This is a genomic window from Flavobacterium sp. GSB-24, assembly GCF_027924665.1.
GTDB lineage: Bacteria > Bacteroidota > Bacteroidia > Flavobacteriales > Flavobacteriaceae > Flavobacterium.
Genome location: NZ_AP027043.1, coordinates 725807 through 749744 on the forward strand (window position 1 = coordinate 725807; position 23938 = coordinate 749744).

Below are 23938 nucleotides of genomic sequence, written 5' to 3' on the forward strand. Positions count from 1 at the left end.
ATGTGATGTGACATTGATACCTAACAGGTTTTGAAAACCTGTTAGGATAGCATAATGATTATAATTTTTTGAATCTTACTGCACCACCTCCGGCACCGCCTAATTTCAATTGTAATTTATCTGAAGCTTTTACTGTTTTCTTCGAAATTGCTACTGCTTCTGGATTGTGCGTTTGATCTGTTCCTTCAGCATCTACATAAATCTGTGCTTCGTAAGTTGCATTTGGATCTAAGAATGATAATGAAACTTCTACATTTCTTGGTTTTTCATTGGTCAAAGTCCCTAAATACCAATCGGCACTGTTTCTGTCTTTTCTTGCTGTTGTGATGTATTCACCAATTTTTCCTTCTACAATTTTGGTATCTTCCCAATCTGTTGGAACATCTTTTAAAAATTGTAAAGCTGGTTTTCCTTCGTAGTTTTCTGGAAGATCTGCCAGCATTTGAATTGGAGAATAAAGCACTACATACAATGCTAGCTGCTGTCCCACTGTTCCTTGGATTCTTTTTCCTGGGTAACCTTGTTTTACCTCAACATCGAAAATTCCAGGTGTAAAATCCATTGGTCCTGAAAGTAATCTTGTAAACGGAATAATGCTCAAATGGTTTGGCGGATTTCCTTCGCTCCAAGCGTTATATTCTTGTCCGCGTGCTGCTTCTCTGGAAACCATGTTTGGGAAAGTTCTTCTTTCTCCCGTATCTTTAATTGATTCGTGGTATAAAACTGCTAAATCGTACTGTGCCGCTTTTTCTAAAATGTATCTGAAATAATTCACTCCAAATTGTCCGAAGTGCATTTGTTTCATATTCAATTTTGAACCAACGTGACCAATTTTTACGGTATGAATTCCTAGTTTTTTGTATAAAGCAAAACCTTCGTCAACTTCTTTTAAGTAGTTAATTAAGTTTGAACCTGTTTCGTGATATCCGATTAATTCGATATTCTTTTTCTTTCCGTATTCAACTACTTTTTCAAGGTCGAAATTGTCCGCGCTTTTCGTGAAGCTGAACATGTGCATACGGTTTTCGTACCATCCTGGCGTCCATCCTTTATTCCATCCTTCGATCAATAAATGATGGAAACCTTCTTTTGCTGTAAAATCAATATACGTTTCGGCGTTTTTAGTTGTTGCACCTTGCTTATCGCTTTCCCAGAACGTGTATTTTCCGATGTGCATTCCCCACCAAATTCCTAAATATTTGTATGGTTTGAAATAGCTGTTTGTATTCTTTAATTTGTTAGGCTCGTTTAGGTTTAAAACCAGATAAGAAGTAATTAACTCCCCTGGATTTTCTCCAATTTGAATCGTTCTCCAAGAAGAAGTAAACGAATCTTTTACACGAACTTTTACACCATCTGGCCATGGCACCAAATCCGATTTTAATTCTGTTCCTTTATTGTTTACCAAAGTCATACTTGCAAAATCGATCAAGTTTGCTTCGTGAAAACTTAGAGCCAATCCGCTTTTACTTTCTATTGTAAGTGGAGTTAAAACGGTGTCAAGTGTGCTTACTGGCGCATCTTTGAAAAGATATTCGTCGCGGTTTTCTCTATTTGCCGGAATCCACCATGCTTTTCCGTCTTCTTTTAAGTTAAAAGTTGTTTTTTCATCCATGATGAAAATACTGTCTTTTACATTTTGTTTTGGATAAACATATCGAAATGCCACTCCATCGTCGAAAGCACGAAACTGGATTTGTAATTTTCTTTTGTTTCCAGTTTTTTGCTGTAAATCGACAACCAACTGATTGTAATTGTTTCTGATGTTTTTCTTTTCTCCCCAAACTTGTTCCCAAGTTTCATCAAACGAAGAAGTTTTTGCTCCCTTAATTTCAAAATTTGAACTTAAATCTTCATTTCCTTTTAGTAAAAATCCCATTTCTGATGGTGTGATCACTTCGGTTTTTCCGTGTGAAACAGCATATTTCGGAGCGTTTTTTACTAACTCAAATTTGATTGTATTCTTTCCGTTTGGCGATGCCAGTTCGTAAGCGTTTTTGTTTTTCTGACTGTAGCCAATTGCTACTGAAAACAAAACGGCTGGGAGAATTAGATAGTTTTTCATGTTTTTTGGTATTATATTTTTTTAGCCACGAATTCACGAATTTTATTAATTAAATCTTTGGCTAGATTATTTTAAACACATAGAATCATAGTTTATTTGAAACTAAAAAAAGGCGTTTCACTTGTTTAAATTCACATAGCTATGTGTTGGAAACTAGTTTCTTTTTATTCTCTTTTCAGAAACAAAAAGTCTATGTTTCTATGTGTTTACTTTTTTCGCCACGAATTCACGAATTATACAGATTAAATTCGTGAATTCGTGGCTATAACTTTTTATTTAATCCACTCCGTTTTGAAAGTGGTTTTTCCGTTTAATGGATTTGCAGTTACATCAAAATTGTTTCCGTTTTTGGTAACTTTTATTTCTTGTACCGCATCGCCTTCTGGTAAAAATACTTTAGCTGTTGCCGAAGTTGTTTTGTCGCTGGCGTAAACTTTTAATGTCAGTTTGCTCCAATCCATATCTTTTGTAGATTGCGCTAAACCGATGTGTGGAATCGCAGTTCCGTCTTTAATTAAAACTACAATTGGCACTTCGCCAGCTTTAATTTTATGCCATCCCGATTGGTATACTTTCTTAGTTTGGTAATCGATCCAAGTTCCTTCTGGAAGATAAACGTCTCTTTCTTCTATCTCTTCAAAAAGCGGTGCAACTAAAATACTTGAACCAAATAAATATTGATTGTCAACTAACCAAGCACCGGGATCGTTTGGATATTCTACAAATAAAGCACGCATCATCGGTAAACCTTTTTGAGAACTTTCTTTTGCCTGAGCATAGATATATGGCATTAATTCATAACGCATATTATCTGCTTTTCTAAATCCTTCTAAGAATTCTTTGCTGTACAGCCAAGGTTCGCGCGGAGGCTCTCCGTGGCTTCTTACGTGCGATGTAAACATTCCGAAAGGTGTCCATCTTCTGTAAATATTCTCTGGAGATTTTGTTGCAAAACCTCCAACATCATGACTCCAAAAACTGAAACCAGAAAGACCCAATGAAAGTCCGCCGCGTAATTCTGCCGACATGGCTCCGTTTGAAGTTTCAGAATCTCCTCCCCAATGTAACGGGTAACGCTGCGATCCTGCCCAAGTGCTTCTCGCCCAGATTAAAGTATAACCTTTTTCTTTCTGAGTAATTTCTGCAACGGCTTTGTTATAACGTAACGGATATAAATTATGCTCGTAAAAACCAGTTCTTCCCGAATGGTATATTCCGTCTGGCGGCGCAGCTTCTCCAAAATCTACTTTGAAAACCGCAACACCTTCATCAAATAATTTTTTCAATTTTCCTTGGTACCAAGAAATCGTTTCTGGATTTGAGAAATCTAAAACCGCATCTTCATAAGGAAGATTTCCTTTTCTGTCTCTAACCGCTAAGTTTTTCTCCATGATTTCTGGAAACAAAGTATTCTTTGGAGTGAAGTACGGCAATTGCCATAAACAAACCTGGAAACCGTCTTTCTTTAAATCAGACATCATTTTGGTTGCGTCTGGGAAACGAGATTTTGCAAACTCGTAGTTGTTTCTCCAATCTACATCAAACCATCCTGTATCAAAGTGAATAACATCGGTTGGGATTTTGTATTTACGCAAATCTCTTGCTACATCTCTTCCTTCTTTTTCAGAAAAATACGTGATACGGCTCATCCAGAAACCGAAAGACCAAAGTGGCGGCATCGCAGCTTTTCCAGTCAAATTGGTATATTGATCTAAAACGTCTTTTGGTTCTCCGATGAAGAAAAATAAATCGGCTTCGTCATCGCCAATGTACATTTCGTTGGCACTAGAAAAATACTTTCCAAAGTCAACTGTAATTGGTGTAGAATGGTGCATGAAAACGCCGTAACCGCGGCTGCTCATGTAAAACGGAATCGGTTTGTACATCGTTTCATTTTGGATTCCGTTTGCGTCATCTGTCCATAAAACTACTTTTTGACCGCGTTTATTGAATTGTGTGAATGATTCTCCACAGCCAAATATTTTTTCGTCCGGTTCTAAGCTGAACGCCGCGCCCATACTTCTGGAGTAATCGCTATTTCTGCGAACATAAGAAAACGGAAGTGTTGGTGTATACGTATTTTTAAAATCGGTATCGTGAAGCGTGCTTGTCAGCATTTTTCCTTTTTCATCGTAAATTTTTACGTGCCAAGGTTTTGTCAAAATTTCAACTCTTCCGTGTTTGCTTGTATAACTGTGACCGCCTTCAATTTTAGAATATTTCCATAATTCCGGGTGATTTGGCGCAACGCCGTCAACCAGCATCAATGATTCCTTTTGCGGATGAAATTGCGGTCCAGAAGTAGTTTTGATTCTAACTGTTCGATCAGAAACAAACTGAATTTCAAACGGCAAAACAGGAGATTCTGCATATTCTGTTGTTGGAAATTCGTTTGCTTTTTCTACATCAGGTTTCATCATCATATTGTTGAATGCCTGACGTGTTTTGTAATTGTATCTCAAATATTTTATAGTTCCTTTTCCTGTTGCAGGATCAAAAGATGCCAATTCATCTGCGAAATAAAAGGTGTTCAGATAGTTCTGAAAATCTTTACTGATATCAATTGGTGCATTTAATACTTCTGCATTTTGGATTTGTGCTGATGCTTTTGGCACTGCAATAAATCCAAATATTAAGGCAGAAAATAATGCGGTTAGTTTTGAGTTTTTCATTGGTTAATAATTCTAGATGTTAGTTTATCCTAACAGGTTTTAAAAAACCTGTTAGGTATTTTATGTTATATCTTGATAAAAATCTATTGATACCTAACAGGTTTTAGAAACCTGTTAGGAACGTAACTTATTATTCTGCTGTAATTACAATTGTAGATTGTTTCAATCCGTTTGCTTTTGCGGTTAATTCCAATCTTCCAGATTGATCTCCTGATTGTACAATTACCAAACATTTTCCAGCCAAAGCGGTATGTTTAGTTCCTTTATACGGTTCGTGGCTTACTGGATCTCCGCTGCAAACTCCAACAATTTTTCCGTTTCCTTTTAAAGAGAAATTGATTTCGTTGTTGGCATTTGGAGCTAAAGTCCCTTTATTGTCTAAAATATCAACTGTAATAAACGACAAATCATTTTTGTCTGCTTTTATCGTGCTTCTGTCCGCAGTCAATTTTAATTGAGATGGATTTCCAGCAGTTTTAATTTCTTTTTCTAAAACCACTTTTCCGTCTTTTCGAGAAACTGCTTTTAAGGTTCCAGCTTCAAAAGGAATTCTCCACATTACGTGAAGATCGTCTCCTTTTTTGCTTCTTTTTCCAACCGACTTTCCGTTTAAAAAAAGTTCCACTTCATCGGCTTTATTGTAGTATGCCCAAACGTCAACAGTTTGTCCGGCTTTCCAGTTCCAATGCGGGAAAATATGAAGAACTGTTTTGTCTGTCCATTCGCTTTGGTACATATAATAGACATCTTTCGGGAAACCGGCTAAATCAACGATTCCGAAATACGAACTGATAGACGGCCATTCGTACGGTGTTGGTTCTCCGATATAATCGAAACCTGTCCAAATGTACATTCCAGAAAGGAAATCGTGTTTTTTAATGACTTTCCAAGTTGCTTCGTGCGTTGAACCCCAAGGCGTCTGCACCTGATCGTAAGCTGAAACGGTATTTCCAGGATTTCCTTCTGTAAATTTAAGATCCCATCTTACCGGCCATTTTTTGATGGTATCTGAAACGGCATCGTAATAACCTCTTGTCTGCAAACCTGAAGTTGTTTCGGTTGCGATGAAAGGTGTATTAGGGAAATTCTTCAGATGATGTTCATATGTTTGATGCGCATAATTATATCCAATTAAATCTAAAACACCTGATCCAGCAAGCGGATTAATCGAAACATCTTTTTTCTCAAATTGTAAAGTCACGGCATCAATATTCATATTTACCGGCGGATTCATCGCTGCAGTCAACGGACGTGTTTTATCGTATTGGCGTGTGATTGCTGCTAATTCTTTGGCAATTTCAACACCTTTTTCATTCCATTGTTCTGGGATTTCATTTCCGATGCTCCAAACAAAAATACTTGGATGATTTCGGTCGCGCAGTAATTGATCCATTAGATCTTTTTTATGCCATTTGTCCCAATCATTTCCGTAATCATATTTGGTTTTGGTTTGCTTCCACATGTCAAAAGCTTCGTCCATGACAATGAAACCCATTTTGTCGCAAAGGTCTAAAAGTTCCGGAGCGGGAGGATTATGAGAAGTTCTGATTCCGTTTACGCCCATTTCTTTCATGATTTCTAACTGTCGTGCAATGGCTCGCGTGTTAATTGCAGAACCTAATGGGCCTAAATCGTGATGTAAACAAACTCCTTTTATTTTAACCTGTTTTCCATTCAAAATAAAACCTTTGTTCAAATCGAATTTAAAATCTCTGATTCCGAAATTGGTTTTATATTGATCAATGATTTTATCGTCAAGCGAAATTTCCGTAACTGCTGTATACAATTCTGGTTTTTCAACAGACCATAAAACAGGATTTGACACTTGTATTTGTTGTTTACTTGTTTGATTGGTATTTGCACCAATTGTAATATTTTGACTAGTCGATTTTATTCTTCTAAGATCATTTCCTATACCATAAAAAATAGTTGTTGTTACTGTTGCTTTCTTTGAATTCGAATATTGATTCTGAATTGTAGTTTCAATATTTACCGAAGCTGTGTCAGCAGTAACTTTTGGCGTTGTCACGTAAGTTCCCCACTGTGCAACATGCAGTTTATCTGTGGTTTCGATCCAGACATTTCTAAAAATTCCAGAACCTGAATACCAGCGTGAATTAGGCTGTTTTGAATTGTCAACCTTAACAATAATTTCGTTGTTTTTATCTCCGTAATTTAAATATTTGGAGATTTCATATTGAAAACCAATATATCCGTTTGGACGTTTTCCTAAATAATGGCCGTTTACCCAGACTTCGCTGTTTTTGTAAACGCCGTCAAAAGTAATTGAAGTAACTTTTGTGCTGTCTTCTGCAGCCACTTTGAATGTTTTTTTGTACCAGCCTAAACCTCCGTTTAATGCTCCTCCGCCATAACCAGCCGGACTTTTTTCATCAAAATTTCCTTCGATGCTCCAATCGTGAGGAACGTCTAGTTTTCTCCATTTAGTGGTACTTCCAATGGTATCTTTATCAATTATACTATCGTTTAGATGGAAACTCCAATCTGTATTAAAAGAAACTTTTCTATTTATAAATGCATCCTCTTTTTTAGCGCAGGAATTGAGTAAAATTACTCCTGCTGCTACTGCCAACAAACATATGCTTTTTATGTTTTTTCTAATATGCATAGCTACTTTTTGTGTTTTTGGAATTGGAAGATAGAAATAAAAATCGATTTCGAATATTTCTTCTTTAAATAATTTAAGTCTCAGTCTTAAAGCACGTTAGAAACATGTTTAAAACTGAGACTTCAAAACTAACTAACTTATGATTTTGGTTTGTAATGGAAAACAATTAAACAAACACCTTCGCCGGTTCTACTTTTATCTCTTATAACAGCCAGTCGTAAAGAGGTTGCAGTAAGCTCAACCACTTTTACATTGTACCAATTGCTGCAATCTAGATAGTAATCACCACCGTAAAGCATTTCTACTCCTCCATTAAAAATTATTCTATTGTTTGCAATATCAAATTTGTATGTGTTTTTCTTAGTAGTCTGATTGTTATTTGCAATAGCGGTTTGAGTAACAGTTGTATTGTAATTTCCATTTAAATCAAAATACATTTCGCCCCAATTTTTATTTGGCATAACCCATGAATTGCTTGCATAATCTGGAAGCCAGCTCCAGTTATCTCCAGATGTTGACGGATAATCTAAACCAGCCCATCCAACAGGATCAACAAAATCTAATACCCATGTTTTTCCTGCAACACCATTGGTAAGCATCTCCCATCTTGGATCGCTGAAATAAGTGTCATCGTTTTCAGGAACATCAACTACAGTTGGAACCGCGTCTACTGAACCTCCTCTTGTATAGGCTGTAAAATAAACATTGTATTTTCCTGCGAAAGGTAATGTTACACGATCATCGCTTTTGTTTGAATGCCCTAATTCATTTCCTGATGCATCTACAAATTTCCAATATGGAATTACAGTTGGATCTTCACTTTTAAGGATTAAAACATTTTTGTTTACTGCATCCTGAGTGATAGAATATTTAAGTGTTTCTGGTGTTACTGTGATTGCTGGCAAACTTTCGCGATCTTCAACAGGCTCACAAGAGAATAAAAACGAACTGATTGTTACAGCCGTTAATACTATATATAATATACGTTTCATAATCAATTTGTTTAAAGTTAATTCCAACCTGGATTTTGTTGAATAGTACCATTTGAAAGTACTATCTGTGATTGTGGTAAAGGAAACCATCCTAGCGTTTCTGGTCTAAATGTTACGGCAAACTGAGAATCTCCAGTATTGTTGTCAATAGCTGCTTTCATTGCAGGCATTCCTTGTCTGATTAAATCAAAATAACGTAATCCTTCCAATGCCAATTCTAAACGGCGCTCTTGCATAATATTGGCTTGAGTTGCAGGAATTCTATGTGTTGTACTTTTAAAAGCACGATCACGAACTCTGTCTAGATCTGCTTGTGCCAATGCTGTATTTGTTCCTAAATTCAATTCGGCAGCCATTAGTAAAACATCTGCAAAACGAATAATTGCATAATCCTGATAGTTATCAATTTGGAAATTTCCTCCATTTGCTTCTACAACTGCTGTTCCCGCTGCATTCGTAATTGGACAATATTTTTTCCAAGAATATCCAGTGTATTGACGCTGTTCTCTAGCTTGAGCATCAAAATTTAAATTCTCACCTGCATAATCAATAAATGAAGCTGCTTTTCTAGTATCTGTTGCTTCATAAGCTTCAACCAATTTTGGGTTTACTGTTGCTCCTCCCCATCCTGTTGCATATTTTCCTATTGAACCTCCACGCGGTGCAATGTTTACCTGAAAACGGTTTCCTTCGTGAAGATCCCAGTTTCCTTTCCCTGAACCGTTGAAACGAACAGCCCAAACCATTTCTGTATTATCTTCTCCAGCAAAATTTTCAAAAGAAGCTGCTAACCAAAGATTCGCAAAATCTGCTACTAAACCATGTCCGCTATTATTTACAGCATCGTTAATGTAATTTACAGCCTGTGCTTTTGTAACTACACCTGCTAAATCTGTTTTGTTGTAAGCTCCTGTGTAAAACAAGAATGTTCTAGCTAAATAAGCTTCTGCAGCCCATTTTGTAATACGTCCGTAATTTGCATTTCCTGCTTGAGAGTAATTTTCTGGTCCTAAGTTATCTGCGGCAAATTTTAAATCGTTTGCAATTAAAGCATAAGTAACTTCTGGTGCTTGTCTTGGTAATTCAAATTCACTTGTCGTTACCGTATGATCTAACGGAATAATATCTCCAAACATTTTTGCCGCTTGGAAATGAAAATGTGCTCTTAAGAAACGTGCTTCAGCTTCGTAACGCGTTTTCAAAGCTGTATCAGATCCCCAGTTTACTTTGTCTAGGTTTTCTAATAAAATGTTTGCTCTGTAAATTCCAAGATAAGAGTTTGTCCAAGTCAGGGCATTCATATCTTTATCTGTAGTATATTGAAAGCGGTCCCACTGCAAATCTACTGTTGGATCTGCAATACCAAATCCTCCAAAACAGTTGTCAGATGCCTGCTCACTTACGATCAATTGAGTACCGTAAGCTTCTCTTTGCAATACATCATAAACGGCTACCAAACCTTCAAAAGCATCAGAAGGAGTTTTATAAAAATTCTCCGTTACTTTATCTGTATATGGTTCGTTCTCCAAAAAATCTTCCGAACAAGCGCCTAAGGTTAGTAAGCTTGAAAGTGCAAATAATTTTATATATGTTTTCATCGTGTTCAAAATTTAAAAGTTAACATTTAGCCCCATCATGTAGGTTCTTGGCTGCGGATAATATCCAACATCGATTCCTTTAGCCCAAGATTGATTTACGTTTCCGAAACCAATTTCTGGATCCATTCCTTTGTACTTCGTGAATGTGTAAATGTTATTTCCTGCAACGTACAATCTGAATTTAGAGAAGAATTTCAACTTGTCTGTTAACTTTGTTAAATCACATCCAATTGTAGCATTTTTAATTCTGAAGAAATCTGAATCCTGAATATACAAATCAGAGAATTTAGTATAGTTACCATTATCATCTGTTCCGTATGTTACTCTTGGAACTGTGTTTGAAGTTCCTTCGCTTGTCCATCTGTTTAAAACATCTGTAGTGTTGTTTGTGTAGGCACGAGTATAATCGTGAATTCCAAAAACGTTTTGTCCTCCAGCAGTACCATAAGTATTAATAGATAAATCAAAAGCTTTATATGATAATTCTAAATTAACACCGTAGTTAATATCTGGGTTTGGATCTCCGATTTGTGTTTTATCATTTGCATCAATTTTTCCGTCAGTGTTCAAATCTACAAAACGAACATCTCCAGGTTGTGCATTTGGCTGAACTCCCGCAGCAACTTCTGCAGCATTTTGGAAAATTCCAGCTGTTTTTAATCCGTAGAAATAACCCATTGGTTTACCCACCTCAACACGGTTCATTTCGTCTAAACCTTGGAATAAAACATTTGATTCTCCGTGAATGATTCCTTCGTTGTTTGCAATTCGTAATACTTCATTTTGGTTGCGAGAAAGGTTGGCATTGATTCCAAAATTCCAATCTTTTCCAAAACGTGTACGATAAGCCAATCCAATTTCAAAACCTTTATTACTCACATCTCCACCATTAATATAAGGTGCGGTAGCTCCAGCATAAGCCGGGATAGAAGCAAGAACTAACCAGTCTTTCGTTTTCTTATCATAGTAATCGAAAGTTAAAGTAAAGTTGGTAAACAAAGTAGCATCAAAACCTAAATCCAACTGCTCAGAAGTTTCCCATTTTAAGTTTCTATTTGCTAACTGATCTGGGCTTGAACCTACTAATAAAGTTTCGTCACCTGTTCCAAAATGATACGTTTTATCTGTTGAGTTTACAACCGACATATAAGCAAATCTTCTTGCAAATTGATCGTTACCATTTTGCCCCCAGCTTGCTCTTAATTTGAAAGTATTTAATACTTTATTTTCTTTAAAGAAAGCTTCTTTGTCTAAATTCCAACCAGCAGAGAACGATGGGAAAATAGCATATTTGTTGTCTGGACCAAATTCTGAAGATCCGTCACGACGCACTGTAGCTGAGAATAAATATTTATTATCATAATCGTACAATAAACGTCCGAAGTACGATTGAATAGCGTAATCTCTACGGTTTCCTTTTACCACATTTGATGTTGGATCTTTTGCATTATCCAAATAAGCATGTTCGAAATCATCAAAAATTAAGTTTCTTCCTTGTCCTTCCATGTAATCTGCAGTGTTCTTTTTAGCAGAAGTACCCACTAACACATCAAAATTATGAGCAGAAGCAATGTTGAATTTGTATTGAAGTGTATTCTCAAAAATCCATCCCATCGATTTTGTTGAGCTTTGAGTAACACTAGAAACTGTATTATTATCATTTGAAGAAAGAGAATAAACAGGTCTGAAAGAACGATAGTTACTATCTGTCATATCAACACCATAACTGGTTCTGAAAGTAAAGTTTTTTGCAAATTTCAATTCAGCAAAAATATTACCTACATAACGGTTTGTTTTTGTTTGATTGAAGTTGTTATAGTATAAAGATCCAACTGGATTACTGATATCTGCAGAGATAATTGAGCTTGCAAAATCTCCATTTGCATCATACGCTGCATCAATTGGAGCTGCGTTTAAGAAGCTTCTAATTGCGTTGCTGTAAATTCCATCATCTGCAACACCGCTTGATTTAATGTTTGATAAAGTGAAGTTTTCACCAATTTTCAAATATCCTTTAATAACTTCTGAAGTAGAGTTTACTGTAAAAGTAACACGATCGTATTGAGACTGATTATTTGCTCCACCAATCATACCTTCTTGTCCGTAGTACGATAAACCAGTTGCAATTGTAGATTTTTCATCACCACCTGTGATCAAAAGGGAGTGGTTTTGTTTCATTGCACCTTCATTAAACAAATCTTTCTGCCAGTCATGATCAGGAAATGCAGCAATTTGCTCTTTCGTGTATAATGGAGCATATCCAGAATTTACACGAGCTTCGTTCATAATTGTTGTATATTCTTGTGTATTCATCAAATCCAGTTTTTTAGCAATCTGCTGAAAACCTGTGTAAGAACTGAAAGACACATTCATTTTACCATCTTTTCCTTTTTTAGTTGTAACCAAAATAACTCCGTTTGCTGCTCTTGCTCCGTAGATAGAAGCCGCAGAAGCATCTTTTAAAACGTCAACCCTTTCAATAACAGAAGGATCTAAGTATCCAATTCCGTTATCTACCACAACACCATCAACCACATAAAGCGGATCACTGTTTCCTGCTGTACCTGCACCACGAATATTTACCACCATATTCGCACCAGGCTGACCAGAAGAAGAAGTTACAGAAACTCCAGAAGCCTGACCTTGCAAAGCATTTACAACATCAAGACTCGCTACTTGCTGAATGTCTTTTCCAGATACCAAAGAAGTTGCAGCTGTATTAACTTTCTTCTTTTGAGTACCATAACCAATTACTACAATTTCTTTAAGTTCTGCAGTTTCTGGCTGCAGCACTAAATTGACAACTTTCTGAGCGCCAACAGTAATTTTTTGTGTTTTAAATCCCACGAAAGTGATCACTAAAACATCTCCTGTTTTAGCTTCTACTTTATATTTTCCATCAAAATCGGTAACAGTACTCGATTTTGTTCCCTGTACTTGTACAGTTGCTCCGGGAACTCCAAATCCGTCTTCGGCAGAAGTGATTGTTCCACTTACAGTTTTGGATTCTTGTGCAAATCCAAACTGCATCATAAATACGCTAAGCAGCACCGCCATAAAATATGGAAGCTTTGTTGTAATACAATTTTTGCTTTTCATAGTAAGAATTGATTAAGTTTAAGTTATAGTTAGTAATTTTTACCCTAAGAGAAATCTGGAAAACTTCCCAAGCAGGTCATGCCAAAAATGAGGGCCTGAATCTCATCTCCAACATTTAGTACTTGCAGACTATAGGCAGAGGTTTTTAAACATCAAAATCGATTAAAAATCAATTTCTAAAAAAACATTTGTGGTAAGTTTAAGTTAAGTTGTAGCTTTGCCTTTTTTACTTATAGTCAATTTGAATTTATCTTATGGTAAATTTGACTACAAGTGTAAAACAAATTTTCTATATTAACAAAATATTAGGGTTATTTTTTTTCTATTCTAATAAATACGATTTCATTTTTATCAATGCTGTAAAAAGAGAAATAAAATTGAAATAAAAAATATAGAAAAATCAACGTTTTATAAAATTGACAATCAGTCATTTAAGAATTAGAGTATTTTAATACATTTTTTAGCACATTTTTAATTCACTGATTATCAAAATCTTGTTTCGTTAAAAAAAATATAAAGCTTTTAAGAAGGCTAATAATCATTTTATTTATTTAATTTGTCAAAATTTATCTCGAATATGGTTGAAAATGTAGATGACAGAACTGTTCCAAAAAACGAACAAAGTGCCATGAATGCGATCACGATTGACTGTGTCATCTTTGGTTTTGACAAAGGCAGTCTCGAGGTGCTTTTGGTACAGCATGGAGAAGGAATCAGCAAGGGAAAATGGGGTCTTCCTGGGGGATGGATTTATAAAAAAGAAAGCACAGATGATGCTGCACACCGTTTATTGAACGAACTTACAGGGCTTGATAATATCTATTTGGAACAGCTGAAAGCATTTGGCGATCCAGATCGTTTTCCGCTAAGACGAGTAATTACGATTGGTTATTATGCTTTGGTCAAAAGAGAAGATTACAATATTAAAGCAGGTTTTACAGCTTCGGATGCTAAATGGTACAAAATAAACAGTATTCCAGATTTGATTTATGATCATAATGAGATTTTGGCGTATAGCTTGAAACACCTTCGAAATAAAGTTCGCCAGACTCCAATTGGATTTAATTTATTACCTGAAAAATTTACTTTATTACAGTTAATGCAGCTCTATGAGGAAATTTTAGGAATCGAGATGGACAAACCGAACTTTAGGAGAAAAATTCTTCACATGAAACTTTTGGCAGCTTTAGACGAAAAACAACAAGACGTTTCTCACCGAGCGGCTCAATTATACAAGTTTGATCCAGAAATTTACACGAAATTAACGGAGAAAGGTTTCAATTTTGAATTCTGATTTTCAATTGAGATATAAAAATACTTTTTGCACTTCGAAACACAACAATAAAATTGACAGAAACAACTACTAATCATCACAAACCAGCCGTAGACGGAATCACAATTGACTGTGTTTTCTTCGGATTTAATAAAGAGAGTCTCGAAGTTCTCTTGGTGCAGCATGCCCAAGGTGAAAGTAAAGGAAAATGGGGACTTCTTGGCGGATGGCTTCAAATAGACGAAAGTGCAGATGATGCTGCCCAGCGTATTCTACAAGAACTTACTGGTCTCGAAAATATTTATTTGGAGCAGTTAAAAGCTTTTACAAATCCGAAACGTGTTTTAGAAAGACGTGTTGTTACCATTGGTTACTATACTTTAGTCAATCGAGAAGATTATAATATTAAAGCCAGTTTAAGAGTTATCGAAGCCAAATGGTATAAAATAAATGAAATTCCAGATTTGATTTTTGACCATAACGAAATTCTAGATTTTAGCTTACTGCAGCTGCGAAATCGCGTTCGTCAGGCTCCGATTGGTTTCAATTTACTTCCAGAAAAATTTACGTTATTGCAGTTGATGCATTTGTACGAAGAAATTTTAGGAATTGAATTGGATAAATCGAATTTCAGACGAAAAATTCTTCACATGAAACTGCTGACAGAACTCGACGAAAAACAAAAAGACGTTTCGCACAGAGCAGCTAAACTTTACAAATTTGATGCTGAAATGTACAAGAAATTAACAGAAAAAGGATTCAATTTTGAATTTTAGGCTTCTTTTTAATTCACAACTATCAACTATCGCAGATCAACATTCCAGAATCCAAAACTTTGCGCTATCTTTGCGCCTTAATAACATGCTTTAAAGCTATTGCTTTAGTGTTATTTATACCCAAAAATACTTAAACTCGTTAAGAGAACTGATATATAAAAATGAAGAAGATACGTAACTTTTGCATTATTGCACACATTGACCACGGTAAAAGTACATTGGCGGACAGATTATTAAGCGCAACACAAACCGTTACAGCTCGTGAGGAAAAAGCACAATTGCTTGACAACATGGACCTGGAGCGTGAGCGTGGAATTACCATTAAGAGTCATGCCATTCAGATGGAATATACTTATAAAGGGGAAGAATACATCTTGAATTTAATTGATACTCCTGGTCACGTAGATTTTTCGTATGAAGTTTCGAGATCTATCGCAGCCTGCGAAGGAGCTTTATTAATTGTTGATGCTGCACAAAGTATTCAGGCACAAACGATTTCAAATTTATATTTAGCACTTGAAAATGACTTGGAAATTATTCCGGTTTTAAACAAAGTCGATTTGCCAAGTGCCAATCCAGAAGAAGTTAGTGATGATATTATCGATTTATTAGGATGTAAATTAGAAGATATTATTCATGCTTCTGGAAAAACTGGTTTTGGTGTTGAGAACATTCTTGCTGCTATCATCGAAAAAATTCCTGCACCTAAAGGAAATCCAGACGAACCTTTACAGGCTTTGATTTTTGACTCGGTTTACAATCCGTTTCGTGGTATCGAAGTAATCTTTAGAGTTGTAAATGGTGAAATCAGAAAAGGTCAGAAAATTAAATTCATGGCAACTGATAATGAATATTTTGCTGATGAAATTGGAACTTTAAAATTAAATCAAGTTCCTAAAAATGTAATTTCTACCGGAGACGTTGGTTATTTGATTTCTGGAATTAAAGAAGCAAAAGAAGTAAAAGTTGGTGACACGCTGACTGATGCCAAACTGCCTACAACTAATATGATTACTGGTTTTGAAGATGTAAAACCAATGGTATTTGCTGGAATTTATCCTGTTGATACAGAAGATTATGAAGATTTGCGTTCTTCTATGGAAAAATTGCAATTGAATGATGCTTCGCTTGTTTTTACGCCTGAAAGTTCTGCGGCTTTAGGATTTGGTTTCCGATGCGGATTCTTAGGAATGCTTCACATGGAAATTATCCAAGAGCGTTTAGAGCGTGAGTTTGATATGACTGTAATTACAACAGTTCCTAACGTTTCGTATTTGGCTTACACCAAAAAAGATCCAGAAACTCCTTTAATTGTAAACAACCCATCAGATTTACCAGAACCTTCAAAACTGGACAGAGTTGAAGAACCCTATATAAAAGCTACTATTATTACAAAAGCTGATTTCGTAGGAAACGTAATGAGTTTATGTATTGAAAAACGTGGTTTAATTACGAATCAAACTTACCTAACAACAGAGCGTGTTGAGTTAAACTTTGACATGCCTTTGGCTGAAATTGTATTCGATTTTTACGATCGTTTAAAGACAGTTTCTAAAGGGTATGCTTCTTTCGATTACTCTCCTATCGGGATGCGTACTTCGAAATTAGTTAAACTGGACGTTCTTTTAAATGCACAAACCGTTGATGCACTTTCTGCATTAATCCACGAAGACAACGCCTACAATATCGGTAAAAAAATGACCGAGAAACTACGTGAGTTAATCCCGAGACAACAATTTGATATTCCGATTCAAGCTGCAATTGGAGCGAAAATTATTGCTCGTGAAACGATTAAGGCACTTCGTAAAGACGTTACCGCAAAATGTTACGGTGGAGATATTTCGCGTAAGCGTAAATTACTGGAAAAACAGAAAAAAGGTAAAAAACGTATGCGTCAGGTAGGAAACGTTGAGATTCCGCAAGAAGCATTTATGGCTGTTTTGAAACTGAACGACTAGTTTTTTAGAAAATAGAATAGAGAATATAGATTAACCCGATAACAAAAGTTATCGGGTTTTTTATTTTTTAAGAATTAATTCTCAGTAAACACTCAGATTGACACCTGAAAACTTAAATTTTAGGTCATAATTAAACAAGTAAATACTTATAAAATTATATCTTTTTTAACTCTATTGATTCATTATTGATGCATTCGATTTAGATTTTAAAAATTCTAGATTTTAAAATATAACTTTAATCCTACAACTTAAAATTATTATTATGAAAACTAAATTTTTTATTCTTTTATCGATGTTAACTTTCTCATTTGCTAATGCACAACAAGAAGAAGTTGATTCGGAAATGAACTCAGCAAAGGGAGTAACCTTTCAAAGCGGTGATATGTTCTTAGAAGGTTCTATCAAAATTAGCACAGGCGGTGATGCAGATTATTATGGTTTTAGTCCAAAATTTGGGTACTTATTAAATGATAAATTTGCTGTAGGAGCAAAATTAAACTACTCTAGCAACAAGGTAGAAACAACTCAAGTAGAAACTAATGTATTTGGGGTTGGAGCTTTTGCACGTTACTATTTCTTGGAATTGGATAAAAAACGTTTAAAAACTTATGCTGAAGCTGGTTTAGGATTTGGAAGAAACAAAACAGATATACCAAATGTTGGAAGCGATACTGACAACAGTTTAACTGCTGATATCACTGTGGGATTAAATTATTTTGTAACCAAAAATATTGCTGTAACTTTTGTATTAGCAAATATGCTGTCTTACAACAGTGTTTCTCCAGAAAATGGTCCTTCATCTGATACTTTCCAATTAAATATTAATTTATTTGAAAATATTTTTGACCAACCTCAATTTGGTCTTTTATATAGATTTTAATTCTTTCCTGCTATTTACTTATAAAAAAGCTGTCTCAATTTGGGACAGCTTTTTTATTTCTTTAAACCCTAAACCTTTGTAACTTTGAGCATCTGAACTTTTGAACTTAAAAGAAAAAATGCTCGACGAAACTCCAAAACGATTTGACCGAATTGTTGCGATTCTTATTCAATTACAGTCAAAAAAGATTGTAAAGGCACAAGAACTGGCAGACCGTTTTGACTGTAGTTTACGAACTATTTACAGGGATATTAGAACGCTTGAAGCTTCTGGGGTTCCTATTTATAGTGAAGCAGGAGTTGGCTATGCATTAATGGAAGGTTACAGACTTCCGCCCGTAATGTTTACGCGAGAAGAAATAAGCAGCTTTATTGCTGCCGAAAAACTAATGCAGAAATTTACAGATCCTTCTTTGGGAACACATCACGCATCGGCGATGTACAAACTCAAATCGGTTTTAAGAAGTGCAGACAAAGACTGGCTGTCCAACATTGAATCAAGAGTAGTTATGCAGACTGCGGAGCCAATGTTTAATGACAATTCTCCGAATACACTGGCTGTTCTTTTTGAAGGAATTGCAGAGAAAAAACAAATTCTTTTAACCTACAAAACTTTTGATAAAGACGAAACAACACAGCGAAATCTAGAACCCGTTGGGGTTTTTCATGATAATAATAATTGGTATTTTCTAGGTTATTGCCATTTGCGAAAAGATTATCGCCAGTTTAGAACCGATCGCATTCAGGAAATCAAAAAAACCGAATTTGATTTTACTATTGAACACGATGCATTGGAAACTTATTTGACTAAAACGGAAACTTGTCCTACGACAAAAGTGAGAATCTTAATTGAAAAAAAAATCGCAAGATATTTGACCCATGAAAGAAAATATCATGGCTTTGTTTCAGAAAAAGAAATAGGTGATAAAATCGAAATGCATTTTATGTGCCGTGATATCGAAAATGGTTTTCCACGATGGTTTCTTATGTTTGGAGATTATGCAGAAATCCTGGAACCTCAAATATTAAAAACTAAAGTTCTAGAACTTTTGGAAATCAACAAAAAAAGACTTTTATAAAAAAACTCCTGAAAGAATTATCATCAGGAGTTTTTTTAATTTGAATATTTATCTTTCCCAGAAAAATGGCGGTTCAATGTTTAAAGCTCTTAAATATACATAAGCTTGTCCACGGTGGTGCACTTCATTATCAATGAAATACAAAATATTCTGAATGACTGGAAATTCATACTGCCCAAACAAATTAAAAGTTTCGCTGAAATCTTCGACTGCTAATTGTTCCCAATATTTATTTATTTCTTCTGTCGCTTCGTCCCATTTTTGAAGATATTGTGCTTTAAAAATTAATTTTTCTGATCCTTCCGAAAATGCTTCGGTTTGTTTCGTTACAATTCCTTTAAGTCCTGGAACTGCTATAGCCAAAAGTTCATCCACTAATTTGGCAAAAGGGCGCATACCTCCAATTGAAAATTCAAAGAAATCTTTCTCAGGAAAAAGTTCAATTAATCGACGTGTAAGAGCGCGGTGTCCTTGCCAGTGTTTCAATAAATCTTCTGATGTAATAACTTGTGCTTCTAGTGTTTTCATGGTTTTAAAGTTTAAATATTTTTAATACTTCAAAAGTAAAATGGGTTGGTGACAACAGTTTGTCAGCAGGAAAAAATATTTTTAAAAATATTCTATTATTCATTCTTTAACCATACAATGAGATTCATCAATTGTTTATTTTTTTCGAATTTAACAAAAATTAAAATTATCACACATTTTTGTTCAATCACTCACAAATAACCATAAAATACTGACAATCAAAAATTTATAAAGAAATAATTTCATAACTTTAATAACCGAACAAATAGAATATGAATTATGAGATCTGCTCTACTTCTACTTTTATTATTGTATTCGACCCTATCTTCATCACAAGGAATCGTAGTCGACACTACAACTTTGGGCATACCTGAACTGGTAAGAGCAGAATTAATGCAAAATGGCTGTTCAAACGAAAGTAATTTTAAATTCTCGTCACATCAAGGTATCGGTAAATTCACAAGCACAAATCCAAACTTTCCTATTTCAAGCGGAATCATTATAAGAAACGGAATCGCCAAATATACAGAAGGATCATACAGCGGTACTAATGAAAGCAGCCAGCTGAACAATGCTACTGATAGTGATCTACAGATTATCAGCGATAATAACGGACAAGTTGTACCTGTAACAGATGTCAGTTTTCTTCAATTTGATTTTACACCGCTGTCAAGTAATTTTAGTTTTGATTTTCTTTTTGCGTCCAATGAATATGGTGAATTTCAATGCGGATTCAGTGATGTATTTGCCTTCATACTGACTGATTTAACAACAGGAATTTCAACAAATCTTGCCGTTCTGCCGGGAACAAATACTCCAGTTTCAGTTAAAAATATTAGAGACCAGCAGTATAATTCGTCGTGTTTATCTGCCAATGCTAATTTATTTGATCGTTATAATGTCACAAATCCTTCGCAGTCGTCCATCAATATGAGAGGCGAGACGAAAGTTTTAACAGCTTCTTCAACGGTGATTCCAAACAGAACTTATCGCATAAAACTTGCTATTGGCGATTACAACGACAGTAATTATGATTCGGCAGTTTTTATAAAAGGCGGCAGTTTTATGACAACAATGGATTTAGGCCCCGACAGAACACTTTGTCAAGGTGAAAAAATTACACTCAAATCTGATCTTGCAGGCAATTTTGCTTATACATGGACATTAAATGGAACAGTAATTCCTACTGAAACTACCAATTCTTTGACAGTCGATAAAGCAGGAACTTACGGAGTTACGGCAACACTTTCTGGTTGTGTGGTTAAAGACGAAGTTGTAGTTAACGAGTTAATTATTAAAACTCCCCAAAACTTAACGGCCTGTTACAGTGCAACTGGTTCTTATCAATATGATTTAACCCAGAATAATCTAACTTCATTAGGTATTGATCCAGCTAAACACACTATTTATTATTTTGATTCCTTAGCTTCTGCCAATGCGAATGGACCAATGATACCAGAAAATCAACTAAAATCTTTTATAAGTTCTGGTAACCAAACCATATACATAAAAGTGGTGCCTGTTTATGACAAAACCCTTTTTTGCGAAAATATAATTTCATTTAATTTATTGACAACCGCTCCAATCAATGTTGTAAAACCACCCGACTTAAAGGTCTGCGATAATATTTCTAAAAATATAACTGTTGATTTAACTACTCAGGAACCAATCATTCTAAACGGATTAAATGTTTCCGAATATAGAATTAGGTATTATAACAGCGAAATAGACGCTAACAATGCCAGAAATAATATTGCTGAACCGAAAACATTTACTACGTCTACGCAATCTTCGACAACTATCTGGGTACGGATTGAGAATATTGCGAATTCGGTTTGTTACACAACAGTTAATTTCAATATCGTTATTAACCCGCTGCCGCCAGTAGATACTATTCCAAATGTTATCGCCTGTAACAGCTATACTTTACCTCCAATTTCAAACGGTACATATAATACAGCTCCAAATGGAACGGGAACTAAATTAAATGCTGGAGATGTTATTACGAAAGGAGGCCGTTACTATATTTATCAAGGTCCCACTACAAACAATTGTACCAATGAAACAAGCTTTAATGTAACTCTGATTTATGAAATTAATTTCAAAAAAGAAGCTTGCGGCCAATATGTTGTTCCACAGTTACCTGCGGGTGGTTTTTTCACTCAGCCAGGAGGACAAGGAGATTCTATTCCAGAAGGCACTGTATTTACAAGCAGTCAGACTATTTATTATTATGCGGTAATTAATGGAGCTGTGTGTCGCGACATAGCGGTACCTTTTACAGTCTATCCTTTACCCGCAATAGATAAACCTGCCAATGTAGTAACTTGCGATTCATATACATTGCCTGTTTTGTCAAACGGAAATTATTTTACGTTATCAGGAGGTTTAGGAAGAGCCCTAAAGGCGGGAGACCAAATCACTTCGAGTCAAATAATATTTGTTTTTGCAAATGACGGGAGATGTACCGATGAACATTCTTTTAAAATCGATATTGTCAATTCTCCAATTTTTGTTCCGATTTCACGATGCGGAAGTTTTACGCTGCCTCCAGTTGCCATTGGAGGTTATTACGAAAGCCCTGGGGGCCAAGGAAAAAACATTCCGGCTGGAACTGTTATTACCAGTTCGCAAACCGTATATTATTATGCCGCAACTACAACTTCGCCCAACTGTACCGAAAATCTTAAATATGTCATTACGATAAAACCGCTCCCATTGGTAGACACTCCTGCAAACAGACTCGAGTGTGCACGATATATTTTGCCTCCATTGACAAATGGCAACTATTTTACAAAAACAAACGGTGGAGGAACACAACTAAAAGCAGGCGATATTATTACCTCAACACAAACTATCTATGTTTTTTCGGTAGGGCCTGAATGTACAAATGAGCATAGTTTTACAGTTGAAATCAGACCTCTTCCTCCTGTTGACAGTTTTACTGATGTGGTTACCTGCACCGATTTCAAACTTCCGAAACTAAAAAATGGAAAATACTATACAGCCACGGGAGGACCAAATGGTTCGGGAATGCAACTTGCAGAGGGAACAGTTATCAACACCACACAGACCATTTATATTTATAATGAATGGTCCAATTTTACTTCCTGCAGCAATGAAACGTTTTTTAAAGTTAATTACAACGGAATTGATGTGGGCAGTTTCAGCAATATAAATGTTTGTGACAGTTATACTCTGCCTCCGCTAAAATTGGGTAATTATTATGCACAGCCAGGAGGAAAAGGCGCTGTTATTCCGGCTGGAACTATTTTAACAACCTCGCAGACTGTTTATGTATATGCTGTTAGCGGTACACGTCTGACCTGCGTTAGTGAGAAAAATTTTTCAGTTACGATTTCCCAAACTCCTGTATTGGCCAATACTCCTGATGTGGCTATTTGTGAAAGTTATACTTTGCCTCCTTTAACTTTTGGAAATTATTACAGTGAACCCAACGCGGCGGGAAATCAATATGCAGCTGGGCAGAAAATAAGTACGAGTCAAAAAATGTATATCTACGCAGCCTCAGCCACAAATTCCAGCTGTTTTGCACAGGATGATTTTTATATTACCATTTATCCGTTAAAAAATTTCTCTGTACAGAACGGAGTCATTTGTGTTGATTATCAAACGGGAACATTACAGCATTCAGCACAATTGAATTCAGGAATCACTTCAACCGATTATACTGTAGAGTGGTATTTTAACGGAAATAAAGTAGGCACAGGACCAACTTATACCGCTATTCAGGACGGAACGTATACCGTTGTACCCTTTAAAAACATACCCGATGTTGGTAACGACTGCGGTTATAATCCAGCTACTGTAATTGTCGAAAAATCCAGTCCGGCAATTGCAACCGTAACCGTGTCGGATGAATTTGAAGATAATATTGATATCATTGTAAACCTCACTAACGGTTTCGGAACTTATGAATATCAGCTGGACGATGGTGATTTTCAAACCAGTAATATATTTCAGAATGTTGACTCGGGAGAGCACGCTATTACAATAAGAGACATAAAAGCCAATTGTGACAACCTTATTTTATTTGCCAAAGTGCTTAAATATCCTAAATTTTTTACCCCAAACAACGATGGGTACAATGACACTTGGAATATCCCAGATCTAGCTTATCAGCCAGAGGCGGTCATCACGATTTACGACCGTTATGGCAAATTACTAAAAATGATTAAGCCGTCTGGTGCTGGCTGGGATGGTAATTTTGACGGCAGTCCGCTTCCTTCTTCTGATTATTGGTTTCGGGTTACTTATACACAAAATGGTATGATTCAAGAATTCAAAGCTCATTTTAGCATGAAACGATAATTACTGGAAAGAGAAAAAAACTTCGTTTATAGTTATTAAGCCCTCAACTTTGTACCTT

13 protein-coding genes are annotated in these 23938 nt (G+C 35.6%); 6 read left to right on the plus strand and 7 right to left on the minus strand.

Annotated elements, in window-relative coordinates:
- Positions 1-58: 58 nt before the first annotated feature.
- The 6 genes from QMG60_RS03485 to QMG60_RS03510 form a co-directional block, all read right to left on the minus strand.
- Positions 59-2065 (minus strand): glycoside hydrolase family 97 protein, encoded by a 2007-nt coding sequence (locus QMG60_RS03485; protein WP_281866889.1) that lies wholly within the window; start codon positions 2063-2065, stop codon positions 59-61.
- Between the two features lie 272 nt (positions 2066-2337).
- On the minus strand, positions 2338-4737 hold the full coding sequence (locus QMG60_RS03490) for an alpha-xylosidase (RefSeq protein ID WP_281866890.1): 2400 nt from the start codon (positions 4735-4737) through the stop codon (positions 2338-2340).
- 130 nt (positions 4738-4867) lie between these two features.
- A complete protein-coding gene (locus QMG60_RS03495; RefSeq protein ID WP_281866891.1) occupies positions 4868-7366 on the minus strand; it encodes a glycoside hydrolase family 2 TIM barrel-domain containing protein in 2499 nt (832 codons plus the stop codon).
- A gap of 137 nt (positions 7367-7503) precedes the next feature.
- Complete coding sequence (locus QMG60_RS03500; protein ID WP_134142772.1) at positions 7504-8358, minus strand: hypothetical protein; 855 nt, start codon at positions 8356-8358, stop codon at positions 7504-7506.
- 17 nt (positions 8359-8375) lie between these two features.
- On the minus strand, positions 8376-9956 hold the full coding sequence (locus tag QMG60_RS03505) for a RagB/SusD family nutrient uptake outer membrane protein (RefSeq protein ID WP_057115268.1): 1581 nt from the start codon (positions 9954-9956) through the stop codon (positions 8376-8378).
- A 12-nt stretch (positions 9957-9968) separates the two neighbouring features.
- A complete protein-coding gene (locus QMG60_RS03510; protein WP_281866892.1) occupies positions 9969-13055 on the minus strand; it encodes a TonB-dependent receptor in 3087 nt (1028 codons plus the stop codon).
- 577 nt (positions 13056-13632) lie between these two features.
- Here QMG60_RS03510 and QMG60_RS03515 point away from each other — a divergent pair.
- The 5 genes from QMG60_RS03515 (at position 13633) to QMG60_RS03535 (ending at position 19020) form a co-directional block, all read left to right on the plus strand.
- Entirely contained in the window at positions 13633-14349 is a 717-nt protein-coding gene (locus QMG60_RS03515) for an NUDIX domain-containing protein (RefSeq protein WP_057115270.1), read from the plus strand.
- Between the two features lie 53 nt (positions 14350-14402).
- Positions 14403-15104 (plus strand): NUDIX domain-containing protein, encoded by a 702-nt coding sequence (locus tag QMG60_RS03520; protein WP_281866893.1) that lies wholly within the window; start codon positions 14403-14405, stop codon positions 15102-15104.
- 161 nt (positions 15105-15265) lie between these two features.
- The gene (lepA, locus tag QMG60_RS03525; protein WP_057115272.1) at positions 15266-17062 is read left to right on the plus strand and encodes a translation elongation factor 4; all 1797 of its coding nucleotides are present in this window, start codon (positions 15266-15268) and stop codon (positions 17060-17062) included.
- A gap of 262 nt (positions 17063-17324) precedes the next feature.
- Positions 17325-17942 carry an outer membrane beta-barrel protein gene (locus QMG60_RS03530; RefSeq protein WP_057115273.1) on the plus strand — a complete coding sequence of 206 codons (618 nt, stop codon included), beginning with the start codon at positions 17325-17327 and terminating at the stop codon, positions 17940-17942.
- Between the two features lie 118 nt (positions 17943-18060).
- Positions 18061-19020 carry a YafY family protein gene (locus QMG60_RS03535; RefSeq protein WP_281867924.1) on the plus strand — a complete coding sequence of 320 codons (960 nt, stop codon included), beginning with the start codon at positions 18061-18063 and terminating at the stop codon, positions 19018-19020.
- A 48-nt stretch (positions 19021-19068) separates the two neighbouring features.
- Here QMG60_RS03535 and QMG60_RS03540 read toward each other — a convergent pair whose 3' ends face one another.
- A complete protein-coding gene (locus tag QMG60_RS03540) occupies positions 19069-19548 on the minus strand; it encodes a DinB family protein (RefSeq protein ID WP_057115274.1) in 480 nt (159 codons plus the stop codon).
- Between the two features lie 279 nt (positions 19549-19827).
- Between QMG60_RS03540 and QMG60_RS03545 the strand changes: the two genes are divergently transcribed.
- A complete protein-coding gene (locus tag QMG60_RS03545; protein ID WP_281866894.1) occupies positions 19828-23880 on the plus strand; it encodes a choice-of-anchor L domain-containing protein in 4053 nt (1350 codons plus the stop codon).
- Positions 23881-23938 lie beyond the last annotated feature (58 nt).